13 protein-coding genes are annotated in these 12,570 nt (G+C 69.7%); 7 read left to right on the top strand and 6 right to left on the bottom strand.

Annotation, left to right across the window (positions count from 1 at the left end):
• The first annotated feature begins 97 nt into the window (after positions 1 to 97).
• Both RF650_RS07775 and RF650_RS07770 read left to right on the top strand, forming a co-directional pair.
• Positions 98 to 706 (top strand): LysE/ArgO family amino acid transporter, encoded by a 609-nt coding sequence (locus RF650_RS07775; RefSeq protein ID WP_368814575.1) that lies wholly within the window; start codon positions 98 to 100, stop codon positions 704 to 706.
• Positions 707 to 747: 41 nt separating this feature from the next.
• A complete protein-coding gene (locus tag RF650_RS07770; protein WP_206400055.1) occupies positions 748 to 1,917 on the top strand; it encodes a polyprenyl synthetase family protein in 1,170 nt (389 codons plus the stop codon).
• A gap of 106 nt (positions 1,918 to 2,023) precedes the next feature.
• Here RF650_RS07770 and RF650_RS07765 read toward each other — a convergent pair whose 3' ends face one another.
• From RF650_RS07765 to RF650_RS07755, 3 genes are read right to left on the bottom strand one after another with little or no spacing between them, the layout of a single operon-like run.
• The gene (locus RF650_RS07765) at positions 2,024 to 3,652 is read right to left on the bottom strand and encodes a dihydrolipoamide acetyltransferase family protein (RefSeq protein WP_368814574.1); all 1,629 of its coding nucleotides are present in this window, start codon (positions 3,650 to 3,652) and stop codon (positions 2,024 to 2,026) included.
• 3 nt (positions 3,653 to 3,655) lie between these two features.
• The gene (locus RF650_RS07760) at positions 3,656 to 4,666 is read right to left on the bottom strand and encodes an alpha-ketoacid dehydrogenase subunit beta (protein WP_239320908.1); all 1,011 of its coding nucleotides are present in this window, start codon (positions 4,664 to 4,666) and stop codon (positions 3,656 to 3,658) included.
• Positions 4,666 to 5,868, bottom strand: coding sequence for a thiamine pyrophosphate-dependent enzyme (locus RF650_RS07755; RefSeq protein WP_368814573.1), 1,203 nt, complete (start codon positions 5,866 to 5,868; stop codon positions 4,666 to 4,668). The genes RF650_RS07760 and RF650_RS07755 overlap by 1 nt, the downstream gene beginning before the upstream one ends.
• A gap of 369 nt (positions 5,869 to 6,237) precedes the next feature.
• Here RF650_RS07755 and RF650_RS07750 point away from each other — a divergent pair, with 369 nt between their 5' ends.
• The 3 genes from RF650_RS07750 (at position 6,238) to RF650_RS07740 (ending at position 8,920) form a co-directional block, all read left to right on the top strand.
• Positions 6,238 to 6,693: an Lrp/AsnC family transcriptional regulator gene (locus tag RF650_RS07750; protein ID WP_131333684.1), complete on the top strand. Its 456-nt coding sequence runs from the start codon at positions 6,238 to 6,240 to the stop codon at positions 6,691 to 6,693.
• Positions 6,694 to 6,795: 102 nt separating this feature from the next.
• On the top strand, positions 6,796 to 8,253 hold the full coding sequence (locus tag RF650_RS07745; protein ID WP_368814572.1) for a tryptophan-rich sensory protein: 1,458 nt from the start codon (positions 6,796 to 6,798) through the stop codon (positions 8,251 to 8,253).
• A gap of 4 nt (positions 8,254 to 8,257) precedes the next feature.
• Positions 8,258 to 8,920: a CPBP family intramembrane glutamic endopeptidase gene (locus RF650_RS07740; protein WP_131333682.1), complete on the top strand. Its 663-nt coding sequence runs from the start codon at positions 8,258 to 8,260 to the stop codon at positions 8,918 to 8,920.
• On the opposite strand, the gene RF650_RS07735 is transcribed toward RF650_RS07740, so the two are convergent.
• Both RF650_RS07735 and RF650_RS07730 read right to left on the bottom strand, forming a co-directional pair.
• Complete coding sequence (locus tag RF650_RS07735; RefSeq protein WP_368814571.1) at positions 8,886 to 9,401, bottom strand: KUP/HAK/KT family potassium transporter; 516 nt, start codon at positions 9,399 to 9,401, stop codon at positions 8,886 to 8,888. The two genes, RF650_RS07740 and RF650_RS07735, sit on opposite strands and share 35 nt — an antisense overlap.
• A complete protein-coding gene (locus RF650_RS07730) occupies positions 9,374 to 10,069 on the bottom strand; it encodes a TetR/AcrR family transcriptional regulator (protein ID WP_368814570.1) in 696 nt (231 codons plus the stop codon). Before RF650_RS07730 ends, RF650_RS07735 begins: the two co-directional genes overlap by 28 nt.
• 95 nt (positions 10,070 to 10,164) lie before the next feature.
• On the opposite strand from RF650_RS07730, the gene RF650_RS07725 reads away from it, so the two are divergent.
• Both RF650_RS07725 and RF650_RS07720 read left to right on the top strand, forming a co-directional pair.
• Entirely contained in the window at positions 10,165 to 11,739 is a 1,575-nt protein-coding gene (locus RF650_RS07725; protein WP_131333679.1) for a DUF3533 domain-containing protein, read from the top strand.
• Positions 11,740 to 11,795: 56 nt separating this feature from the next.
• Positions 11,796 to 12,299 carry a DUF4870 domain-containing protein gene (locus RF650_RS07720; protein ID WP_035964427.1) on the top strand — a complete coding sequence of 168 codons (504 nt, stop codon included), beginning with the start codon at positions 11,796 to 11,798 and terminating at the stop codon, positions 12,297 to 12,299.
• A 120-nt stretch (positions 12,300 to 12,419) separates the two neighbouring features.
• Here RF650_RS07720 and RF650_RS07715 read toward each other — a convergent pair.
• Positions 12,420 to 12,570, bottom strand: a 151-nt coding sequence (locus tag RF650_RS07715) for a transposase (RefSeq protein WP_368814157.1), incomplete at its 5' end; no start/stop codon positions are given.

Below are 12,570 nucleotides of genomic sequence, written 5' to 3'. Positions count from 1 at the left end.
AGGCCACCCGAAATCATTTCGCCGGAAACTATACCCACGTTGCGGCGCGTGAGGGGTCGAATGTCGGCAACGTCACGCACACCTGTACATTGCTCTGGTGACTTCTGCGTTCCTTCCCGGACTGGTGACCGGGCTCGCCCTCATCGTGGCGATCGGCGCCCAGAACGCGTTCGTACTGCGCCAGGGGATCCGCCGCGAGCACCTGGGTGAGGTGGTGGGCATCTGCATCGTCTCGGACATCTTCCTGATCGGCCTGGGGACCGCCGGGATCGGCTTCCTGATCGACCGCGTGCCCTGGCTGCTGAACCTCTTCCGCTGGGCCGGCGTGGTCTACCTCCTGGTCTTCGCGGTCACCTCCTTCCGCTCGGCTCTCAAGCCCCAGGCGATGGACGTCTCGGGCGACGACGCCGGGTCCTTGCGTCGCGTGGTCCTCGCCACCCTGGCGTTCACATGGCTCAACCCGCACGCCTACCTGGACGCGGTGCTGATCCTGGGGAACCTGGCCAACCAGCACGGTGAGCAGCGCTGGATCTTCGCCGGGGGCGCGTTCGCTGGCTCGGTCATCTGGTTCACCGCACTGGGCGCGGGGGCCCGGGCGCTGTCGCACGTGCTGAACACCCCGCTCACCTGGCGCATCGTGGACGCCCTGGTGGGCGTGGTGATGGTGTTCATCGCGATCCAGCTGGCGCTGATGCCCGCCGTCTGATCCGGGCACCGCCCCGGCGGCTGGTGTGCTGGAATGGAGGCATGACTCCCACCTCCTCCTACACCAGCAGCGGCACCGGGCGCAGGTCCCAGGAGTTCACCCCCACCTCTGCACTGCGGGGGTTCCTCTCCCACTCGGGCCGCAGGGCTGCCGATCTGAGTCCCGGCTATGAGCGAGTGTGGGAGCACATCGCCCAGATCACGGATGCGGGCCGTGGGCTGCAGCAGGAGCTGGTCATGACCTCCGTGGAGGCCTATCCCGCGCGACCCACCCGCCCGGTGCTCAACGCCGTGGCCGCCTCCTTCGAGCTGCTCCACACCGCCATCGTGCTGCGCGCCGACGCCGACGGTCTGCGGGGAATGACGCGCGCGGCCCACGCGGCGGACCGCGTGCCGTCGGGGTCCCCGCAGCAGCACGACGACGCCGCGGTGCAAGGTGCGATCGCGCACGCCCCGGGTGCCGTGGAGGGGGCCTCCGGGAGCAACCCTGCCGGGTGGGCAGACCGCGATGGTTCCCGTGCGGACCTCACCTCGGCGGCTGGTGACCTCGCGCTCACCGGCGCCTACCGGCTCATCGCCACCTCCCGAGTGCCGGAGACGCGCATGCTGCGCCTGCTCGAGATCCTCGACGAGTCCGTGTTCCACGCCGTGGCGGGCGAGCGCCTCGTGGCCCAGGTGGCCCGGCGCACCCAGCCCGTTCCGCACGACAAGGCCCTGGACGCCATCCGGCTGGCCATTGCGGTGCCCTGCTACGAGGCGCCCCTGCGCGCGGGCGCCGTCCTGGGCGGGGCCCCCACCGCGCACGTCACCGCCCTGGCGACCATCGGGCGCTCCCTGGGTGTGGCCCACCAGCTCACCGGTGAGCTGCGCGCGGCCGCCGGCTCCCCTGACGCTGCGGGTGAAGCGGGCTCCGCGGGCGCGTCGCCCGTGCTGACCCCGGACCGCTGCACGGTTGCGGGGGTCCTCGTGGAGGCGGGTGACTATGCTGCGGAGTGGCAGGCGCTGCGAGAGCGGGCCGTGCGGCAGCCGCTGGGGGACGACGACGTCGCCCACGCCCGCGACCTCCTCGACCGCTCCGGTGCGGCCCGCTCGGTGGCCCGCATGGTGGACACCGCCGTGCGCCGTGCGAAGGACACCATGGCGGCCACGGACCTGCCGCCCGCCCTGGTGCAGAGCCTCATCGCGTGGCTGGAGCGCGAGACGGCGGTCTGACGGGATATTCCTCGGTCGGAATGGTTCTCCGCCCGTGCACGCCGACGGCGCCCGGGCCGAAGCTCGGGCGCCGTCGTGATGCTCACCGGCAAACCCCGGAAGGGCGTCAGATCTGCGTGAGCGCCCCCACGGGGTTCTCGATGCAGTCGGCCACGAAGCGGATGAAGCCACCCGCCGCGCCGCCGTCGCACACGCGGTGGTCGAACGCGATCGACAGGGTCGCGACCTTGCGCACCGCGAGCTCACCGTTGACCACCCACGGCTTGTCGATGATCCGCCCGATCCCCAGGATCGCGACCTCCGGGTGGTTGATGATGGGCGTGGCACCGTCCGTGCCGAACACCCCGTAGTTGTTCAGCGTGAACGTGGAACCACTCAGCTGCGCGGGGGAGGCCTTGCCGGAGCGGGCGACGTCGATGATCTCCCGCATGGCCCCCGTGAGCTCCACGGCGCTGAGTCGGTCCGCGTTGCGCAGGTTGGGCACCATGAGCCCGCGCTCGGACTCCACGGCGAGCCCCAGGTTGATGCCCTGGAACCGGGTGATCGTGCGGGATCCGTCCGGCGCGGTGTCCATGCGCGCGTTCAACTGCGGGAACCGCTGCAGCCCGGCCAACGTGAACCGCGCGATCAGCGCGAGCAGGCTGGGCGTGGTCTGCGGGTCCGCGGCCTTGAGCTCGGCGCGCAAGCGCAGCAGCTCGGTGGCGTCCACGTCCACCCACACGGTGGCCTCGGGGATCTCGCCTCGCGAGCGCGTCATGGCGTCCGCAATGGTCTTGCGCACACCCTCGACGGGCTCCCGGACGGCCACGCCCAACCCCGTGCGGGGGTCCACGTCCTGACCCGTCCCACCGAGCTCCGGCGAGGACGACGGCGCCGCGGGCGGCCTCGGAGCCCCGGCCAGGCCCGCAGGTCCACCCTGAGCCCCCGGTCCACCCGGTGCCGGGGGCGGCGGAACGGGTGCACCGGTCGTGAGACCCGGGGCCGCGGGACCAGCCGTGGCCAGACCCGTGGGAGCCGGCCCGGCGGCGTCGGCCCGGGAACGCTGGTCCTCGACCTGGTCGAGCGCAACGAGGACGTCGCGGCGCATGATGAGACCGCCCGGGCCGGTGCCCTCGAGCGCGGTGATGTCCACGCCGTGTTCGCGCGCGAGCTTGCGCACGAGTGGCGAGACGACCGTGAGGGCCATCCGGGGTGCCGCGGTCAGCGCGTCGTGCGTGTGGGCAGCCGCGCCCGTGGGGGCAGCGCCGTCCGGAGCGGCAGGACCGCCGCGCTTGCGCCGCCGTCGCCGGGAGGACCCCGCGGCGGACGTCCCGTAACCGATCAACACGTTGCCGGAGGACTCGTCCTCGCCGGCCTCGGGGTCGGCCTCGTCCACGGAGAGCTCGGTCGACGGGCGGGTGCCCGCCAGCTCCTCCTCGCGGTACCCGGCCCCGTGGGTGGGCTCGGGAGCGTCGTCGTCGGAGCCGGAACCCGCGGCGGACTCCGGGGCCTCGATGCCGTCGGAGACGGAGATCAGCGGTTGGCCCACCAGCAGCGTGTCGCCCTCGGCGCCGTGGAGCGTGTGCACCACGCCCTCGAACGGGGTGGGTACCTCCACGGCCGACTTGGCGGTCTCCACCTCCACGATCGGCTGGTCCATGGTGACGGTGTCACCCTCGGCCACGAGCCAGCGGAGGATGTCCGCCTCGGTGAGCCCTTCGCCCAGGTCGGGCAGGTTGAACACATTGATGCTCACGGGTCAGTCCTCCCATTGCAGGTCGTCCAGGGCATCCAGGATGCGCTCGGAGCTCGGGATGTGGTGGTGCTCGAAGGACGGCGAGGGGTAGGGGATGTCGAATCCCGTGACCCGCAGCACCGGGGCGGCGAGCGAGTGGAAGCAGCGCTCCTGGGTGCGCGCGGCGATCTCCGAGGCCACGGACGCGAAGCCCTGGGCCTCGGCCACGACCACGGCGCGCCCGGTCTTGCGCACCGAGGCGGCCACGGTCTCGTCGTCGTAGGGGACCACGGAGCCCAGGTCCACGACCTCCACGGACATCCCGTCCCGGGCGGCTTCCTCGGCTGCGGCCAGGCACACGGGCACGGACGGCCCGTAGCTGATCAGGGTCGCGTCACTGCCTTCGCGGGCGACGACTGCGTGGCCCTCCCGGCGCGGCAGCGTCCCGTTCTCGTACTGCGAGCGCAGCTCGTCCAGGTCCACCTGCGCGGTGGACCAGTACAGCCGCTTGGGCTCGAAGAACACCACGGGGTCCGGCGAGTCGATCGCCTCGCGCAGCATCACGTAGGCGTCCGTCACGGAGGCCGGGGTGAAGACCTTCAGCCCCGGGGTGTGCGCGTAGTAGGACTCGGAGGAGTCGCAGTGATGTTCCACACCGCCCACGCCACCGCCGTAGGGGATGCGGATGACCAGGGGCATGGGCAGCTTGCCGCGGGTCCGGTTGTGCATCTTGGCCACGTGGGAGGCCACCTGCTCGAACGCGGGGTACGCGAACGCGTCGAACTGCATCTCCGCGACCGGGCGCATGCCGTTCATGGCCATGCCCACCGCGGTGCCGATGATCCCCGACTCCGCAAGCGGGGTGTCGAAGCAACGCTCGCGGCCGAAGCGCGCGGTCAACCCGTCCGTGATGCGAAAGACCCCGCCCAGGGTCCCCACGTCCTCACCGAAGACCACGACCTCCCGGGACGCCTCCATAGCGTCCGCGAGTGCGGTGTTCAGCGCCTTGGCGAAACTGACTTTCGAAACGCTCATCACGCCTCCTCTCGGGAGAGCTCGTCGGCCAGCCGAGCGGCTTGTTCGCGCAACTGGGTCGTGGGTTCGTGGTAGACGAAGCGGAACAGGTCCTGGGGATCCAGTTCCGGCTTGGAGGCCATGGCCTCGCGCAGCCGCTGGGCCATGGCCTCGGCGTGCTCCGAGATCCGTTGGGACGCGGCGTCGTCCAGCACGCCCTGGTCGGAGAGGTAGCGCTGCATGCGGGTGATCGGGTCCTTGGTCACCCACTCCCTGACCTCGTCGCGCTCGCGGTAACGGGTGTCGTCGTCCGCGTTGGTGTGCGCTTGCATGCGGTAGGTCATGGCCTCCACGAGCAGCGGACCGCCGCCCTGGCGGCACAGCTCCACACCGCGGCCCAGGACGGAGAGCAGCGCCGCGAGGTCGTTGCCGTCCACGCGCTCACTGGCCATCCCGTAGCCCACACCCTTGTGGGCCAGGGACGGCGCGCGCGTCTGCGAGGACAGCGGCACGGAGATCGCGTACCCGTTGTTCTGCACCAGGAACAGGACGGGCAGCTGGAAGACGGCCGCGAAGTTCAGGGCCTCGTGGAAGTCCCCCTCCGACGTCGCCCCGTCACCGCACATGGCCAACGTCACCGTGTTCTCGCCGCGCAGCTTGGCGGCGTGGGCCACGCCCACGGCATGCAGCAGCTGCGTGGTCAGCGAAGTGGCCTGGACGGAGACCTTGTACTTGCGGGGGTCGTAGCCGCCGTGCCAGTCCCCGCGGTAGGTGCTCATGACCTCCAGTGGATCCACACCGCGGGACATCACGGCCACGGAGTCACGGTAGGTGGGGAACAGCCAATCGTCGTCCTCGAGGCACAGGGCAGCCGCCACCTGGCAGGCCTCCTGGCCGTGGCTGGACGGGTAGACCGCCATGCGGCCCTGGCGCACGAGCGCCATGTTCTGGTCGTTGATGCGCCGGCCCACCACGAGCTTCTCGTAGGCGTCCAGCAGGCGGGAGTTCTCCGGCATGGGGTACTCGTGGCCGGGCTCCTGACCCTGCTCGGACTCCGGGACCGCGCTGCCGTCGGGGTTCAGCAACCGGATCTCGCTGCTCGCGGGCAGCATGTACTGCTCGGGGGTGATCCCGAAGTTCTTGGAGGCCTCCACCGCCGGATTCACGGGCGGGGTGTGCTCCTGGGCGGCGGATTCGCCACCGGCGGAGGTGGGCTCGCTCATGGCGCGTCCCTTTCTTCTCTGTGTGGAACTCGGTGGTGCCCGGCACCTCGTTCCGCGGCAGCGCGCAGCGAAGGGCGGGGTGGACACATCGTCCGCACAGTATGGAAAATTCGGCCGCCCCGTCTCCACACCGGGGGGAATTCGTGGACGAACGGTGATCTTGGGACGCTCTCATGGACAATATGCTTGGTAGTGACGTGCGTCATGCTGCTTCGTCTACCGCGTCGCGACCGGTGACGACGGCGCTCGGCGCGGCGTCGTCGCCCCGGAGCACGCGGGCCGTCGCGAAGGGGCGTGAGGCCCATGGTCATGGCGCGCGAGGCCCATGACGAGAGACCGCGGGGCACGATGACAGAGAAGGAGTACCGGATGGCGGAGCGGGAGCGCCCCGAACTGGACGACACGGATCGGCGGATCCTGGAGGAACTCTCGGCGGACGCACGGCAATCGGTGACCGCGCTCGCGGCCAAGGTCCACATCTCCCGCGCGCACGCCTACGAGCGCATCCGCAGGCTGCACGAACAGGGCGTGGTGCTGCGCTACACCGCAGTGATCGATCCCGCGCGGGCGGGGCTTGAGGCCTCGGCATACGTAACAGTGCGGTTGAAGCAGAACACGTGGCCGTCCCTGTGCGTGAAGCTGCGCAAGATCCCCCAGGTGCAGCACATCGCACTGGTGGGTGGCACGTTCGACGTCATGCTCCTCGTGCGCGCCCGGGGCACGGCGGAACTGCGGGATGTGATCTTCGACCGCATCCAGCCCATGCCGGAGGTCGTGGACACGCAGACGTTCCTGATCTTCGAGGACGTGGACGTCCGCGGGTGACGGAGCCCTGCCCGTGGATGGCGTGGGATGCTCAGCATACGATCGACATGGATGGGGTGGCCGCCGCGGTCATCCACGGATCGTTCACGGTTGGGAGTTCGCATGACTGAGACCGCACGGCTCGCCCTGGTCACGGGAGCCACGGGATACATTGGCGGCCAGGTGGCCCAGGAACTGTTGCAGCGGGGGTGGCGGGTGCGCCTGCTCAGCCGCAGTGCGGAGAAGGTGCGCGACCTCCCCTGGGGGGACGCTGTCGTCCCCGATGGGCAGAGCGCCGAACCCGGCCGCGCGGAAGTGGTGGAGGGGGACGCCTCGGACGCGAGCGACGTCGCCCGCGCCCTGAAGGACGTGGACGTCGCGTGGTACCTGCTGCACTCCATGGGCGACTCCGAGAACTTCGTACAGGAAGAAGTGGAGATGGCGGAGACGTTCGCGCGGGCCGCCCACGACGCCCATGTGCAGCGGATCGTCTACCTGGGGGGACTGCACCCCACGGACGAGCCGGTCGAGCAACTGTCCGATCACCTGCGTTCGCGGGTGGAGGTGGGGCAGGCGCTCATGGACTCCGGGGTACCCACTGCGGCGCTCCAGACGGGTGTGGTGATCGGGGATGAGTCCTCGTCCTTCATCATGATCCGTCACCTCTCCGAGCGACTGCCGGGTGCAATCGCCCCCCAGTGGGTGCGCAACCGGATCCAGCCGATCGCCGTGGCGGATGTGGTGCACTACCTCGCGGGGGCTGCGGACCTGCCGTCGGACGTGAACCGCACGTTCGATGTGGGCGGTCCGGACGCCATCGAGTACGCGGACATGCTGGACCAGTACGCCCGGGCTGTGGGCAAGGGCGGGCGGTTCATGCTCACCGCGCCCGTCACCACCGCGAACCTCGCGGCGTACTGGATCGGGCTCATGACCCCCGTCAAGACCAAGCTCGTGCGGCCGCTGATCGGTAGCCTCCAGCACGACACCGTGCTGCACGAACGGGACCTGGACGACTACATCGGCGCCCCGAAGGGTGGTCACACCCCCTTCGCGGATGCCGTGCGCGCCGCCGTGAAGAACGAGGACCTCGGCCGGTGGCGGCGCGTCTTCCTGACCACCGCGGGGGCCGTGACGGCCACGGCGGTGGTCGGTTCCCTGGCGACCGATCCCAATTCGCGCTGGTACAAGACGCTGCGCAAGCCCTCGTTCCAGCCCCCGGCCTGGCTGTTCCCCGTGGCATGGACGGCTCTGTACGCGGACATCGCCGCGGTGGGGGCCCTGTCCATCGCGGACCTCGGGGAGAGGAAAGAGGAGAAGGAGAAGCGCGCCTACATCGCCGCGCTCGGGACCAACCTGGTGCTCAACGCCGGGTGGAGCATCCTGTTCTTCCACCGCAAGCAGCTCACCGCGTCCTCCGTGGAGTCTGTCCTGTTGACACTCAGCAGTGCGGACCTCGTGCGCCGTAGCGCAAAGGTGTCCCCCGAGAAGGGCGCTGTGCTCAGCCCGTACGCGGGCTGGACCGCGTTCGCCGCCGTCCTGACCAACACCCTCCGAGCACTCAATCGGCGCAGGAAGTGATGATGTGAGCGAATACCGGGTCAGCCCCTACGGGGACGCCACCCAGGCCACGCGCAAGCGCACCGTGTGGGTCGTGATCATCACGGGCCTCCTGGCCGCCGCAGGTCTCGCGTGGTCCCTGCGCATCCCCGCCGGGGACCCGTGGTTCACCCCCGCGACCTTCATCCTCGCGGGGGTATACATCATGGGCAGTTCGATCGCCGTGCGGATGACGGGGGAGCGCCTGCCCTGGAAGGTCACCCCCAAGGGCTTGCGGGACGCGGTGATCGGAGGTCTGCTGCTGGCCGCCCTTTTCGTCGCGGGCGGTTTCATGGTGCGGTTCGTGCCGTTCCTGGCCGGGCCCGTCCACGAACTGCTCAACCACGCCCGCGTGGGGAGCTTGTTCATGGTGGCCCTGACCACCGCGGTCAACGGCGTCGCGGAGGAGACCTACTACCGCGGCGCGCTGTGGCGCGTGCTCCCGCGGGGCCGCCGGATCCTCGTGACCACGATCGCCTATACCGCGGTCACGTCCCTGGCCGGCATCCCCCTGCTTGCGCTCGCTGCCGCCGCACTCGGCGCGTTCGTGGGGTACCTGCGCGAGCGCACGCGCTCCCTGGTCCCCGGGATCGTGACCCACCTGATCTGGTCGCTCACCATGTTGTTCGTGTTGCCGTTCGTGGTGTGACCGGTCCGTCCGGCTCGCGTTCGATCGCCGCCGGTCGTCCCGCGGCTGCGGGGCTTCCGGGGGCGGTGTCCACCCCCTGGTCACGCGCGATCCGCGGGCCGGCGGGGACGTCCGGGTCGCCCAGGAACCCGTAGTGCAGGGTCAACTGGGTGATGTGATCGGAGTCCGCACCCGTGCGATCCACCGTGACTGCGTCCTGAGGTGCCAGGTGCGGGACGTTGGCGGGAACCGTGCGCACGATGAACACCTTTTCGTGGATGACCCGGTTGAACCGCGCGTTCTCGCTCAGCGCGAGGGGAGTGGAGACCGTGTTGGGGTGCGCGTAGACCAAGAACGGCGTGGTGGTCAGCAGGAACGTGCCCGTCACGGCCAATCCGTAGACGATCGCCAGTTGCTCTGAACTGCGGAATACCACCAACAGGACGAGCACCCCGAGGAGCAGGGGGTCGGGGATCAGGTGGGGCGCGTGAACGCGAGCCACATGGTGGGGATCACCTGCTGCGCGCCGTGCCCGGAGCCGCCCATGGCCATGTGGTCCGCGAGCTGGCCCGAGTAGCTGGTGAGCAGCATGCGGGCCACGTCCCCGGGGGAGACCAGGAACTCCAGGCGCTGGGTCTGCGCGACCCGCACGAGGGCCTGCTCGATGGCGTGGAAGACCCGCGCGCGGATGGGTGCCATCTGCTGGCGCACCTCGGGGAAGCGGAACGCCGCGAGGGACAGCTCCACGCGCAGGGCCTGCTGGTTCACGTTGGCCACCTGGTCCGTGACGCCCTCGATGATGCGGGTGACCACGTCCTCTACGTCCAGTCCCGAGCCGAGCCAGTGGTCCAGCTCCGTGCCGAGGGTGTCCACGAGCTGGGTGGCGAGGTCCTCGAACGCGAGGATCGCGAGTTCCCGCTTGGACTCGAAGTTGGAGTAGAACGCACCGCGCGTGAAACCGGCGGCCGCGCACAGGTCGCTCACCGAGGCGCCGTCGATCCCCTGCCGCGCGAAGACGGCCGGGGCGCTGCGGATCAGTTTGAGCCGCGTGGCGCTGCGGGAACGCCTGTCCCGCGCGGCCTGCTGTGTGGCGGGGTCATTCGTGACGGACCGCGGGCCCTCCGAGAGGTCCGCAGCGGGTGCAGCGGGTGCGTCTGTCTGGTTGCTCACGTATCCATCGCCTCGTCGTCACATCTCAATACATCAGTGTATCGTGATCAGGAACCCCCAGACACGTCGTGCATTCCTCGCGCCAGGAGAAACCTGTGACACCCAAACACGCTCCCGCCCACTCCCTCCGGGCCCGACTCGGACGGCCTTTCGGCCAGGCCGGGTTCTGGCTGCTGCCCATGCTCGCGATCATCGCCGTGGGCGTGATCGGCACCGCCCTCTACCTGGGAGGCTTGTCCAGCCCGGACAAGCACTTCAAGGAGTTCCCCATTGCCGTGGTCAACCAGGACAAGGGCGCGGAGGTGCCCCAGGCCGACGGCAAGGCCAGCCAGGAGAACCTGGGCAAGGACCTCGTCCAGAAGTTCGCGGACAAGGCCGCGGAGGAGGACAAGATCGACCTCCGGCAGCTCAGCATCGACGAGGCACGGGAACAGTTGGATCGCGGTGAGCTCTACGCCGCCGTGGTGGTGCCCGAGTCCTTCTCCGAGGACACCGTGAGTCTCATCGAGGGGTCCCTCACCCGGGATAAGGCCGCGCGCCCCGAGGTCACGGTCTACACGGACCCGCAGGCTGGTTCCCTGGGCACCCGACTGGCCACGGGGGCGGTCGAGCCCGGCGTGCGCGAGGCCAGCAAGAAGCTCGGCGAGCAGCTCTCGGAATCTGTGGCTCCCGCCGAGGAACAGGCATACAACCAGGTGCTGCAGCAACTGCAGCAGTCCCAGCAGCAACAATCCCAGCAGCTACAGCGCCAAGCCGCGCAGGGCGGTCCCGAGGTCCAGCAGTTCGCGCAGCAGGTGCAGAAGGCCCAGGAGGGCTCCGCGGAGCAGATCGCCCAGAATCTCTCGCCCACGGTCAGTTCCGTGGCCAAGAAGACCCTGGCCGACCCGGTGTCCATGGTCTCCAAGCCGTACAACGACCTCCAGGAGGGTACTGCGCTGGGGATGAGCGCCTTCTACTACTCCATCCTCCTGCTCGTGGTGGGGTTCTCCGGGTCCGTTGCCCTGAACCTGCTCATGGATGCGCGGATGGGCATGGCGCCCTTCGAGATGGGCCCGTTCTTCAAGGACTACGAACGCGCCGTGCTGCCCCGCCCGGTGGGCTTCCTCATGAAGTGGCTGACGTTCGTGGTCGCGGCACTGCCCGCGTCCGCGCTCATGATGTGGGTGGCCTCCGCCGTGGGCATGCCCGTTCCCCACGGGCTGCTCGTGTTCCTGCTCGGGTGGCTCGCGATGTCCACGGTCTCGGCCATCGCCCTGGCCCTGATCTCCGTGGGCGGTAGCGTGGGCATGTTGTTGTGCCTGGCCTACCTCGTCTTCATGGGCCTGCCCTCCGCGGGCGCCGTGGTCCCGTTGGAGGCGGTTCCGGGGTTCTTCCGTGCGATCGCCCCGATCGAGCCCTTGCATCACATCTTCACGTCCATCCGCTCCGCGCTGTTCTTCGACGCGATCCCGGAGGCCGGTCTCACCACAGGGGTCATCGGACTGTTCGTCATGCTCGCGCTCGCTCTGCTCGTGGGTGTGCTGGGCGGTTGGGGCTACGACAAGTGGGTGGGTCTGCGCGGCTCTGCCGGCGGCGGCAAGCACAGCGCCCGTGCCGCGGCATCCGACGGGGAGAAACCCCTCTCCAAGACTGCGGATAACCCCTCCGTGCCGAACGGCGCCTCCTCCTAGGCTGGAGCCAGGACACGACCAGTGAGCCTTCCCGGCTCGGACACCACGGAGATGACATGAGCTACGAACCGCAGCAACCGCGTCCCGACTACCGCTCGCAGGGACCCACGGGCCCCGGCGGGCCCGACCCCCGCGGCCAGCAGTACGCGCAGGGCGGCCCGCACGCCCAGGGTCCCAACGGCTACCGCGCGGGTTCCTCCGGGCCCCGTGATGACGAGCGCACCGTGGCCGTGCTGACCCACCTCGCGGGCCCGATCGCCGCGATCGTCTCCGTGGGCTGGCTCGGCTTCCTGGGCCCGCTCATCGTGTGGTTCGTCTACAAGGACAAGAGCCCGTTCCTGCGGTCGGCCGCCGCGGGCGCGTTCAACTTCAACGTGACCATGTGGCTCGTCAACCTGGTGGGCTGGATCCTGCTGTTCACGGTGATCCTCTCGCCCCTGGGGCTGCTGCTGATCGCCGCGTACTGGGTCCTGTTGCTCGTGTGCCACATCATGGCCGCGGTCAGGGCCGGCCGGGGCGTGGTGTACCGCTATCCCATGCAGCTGCCGATCCTGCGCTGAGCGCGCCGCACCCGCGGAGGGTGAGCCGCTCCTCAACTGCTGAGGCAGCGCGAAGCCGTTAATGGAAATCGAGGCATCGAGAAGCCACTTCGGTCCGTCCGAAGTGGCTTTTCGGGGCCTTCACAGCTGAGTGTGGGTAGCGGTTCTCCGCCAGGGGCGATGACCGCCTGCGGCGAGCAGAGCCCGTAACCGGTAGTTGTCGAAGTTGCGGAAGCCGCGGGCGACGCGACGCATGGTCTCGATGACGCCATTGACCGCTTCCGTGGGCCCG

Source organism: Kocuria sp. CPCC 205297 (assembly GCF_040981035.1).
Lineage (GTDB): Bacteria > Actinomycetota > Actinomycetes > Actinomycetales > Micrococcaceae > Kocuria > Kocuria marina.
The sequence above is the reverse complement of the archived record's forward strand: the minus strand, read 5'-3'. Positions and strand labels throughout refer to the sequence as shown.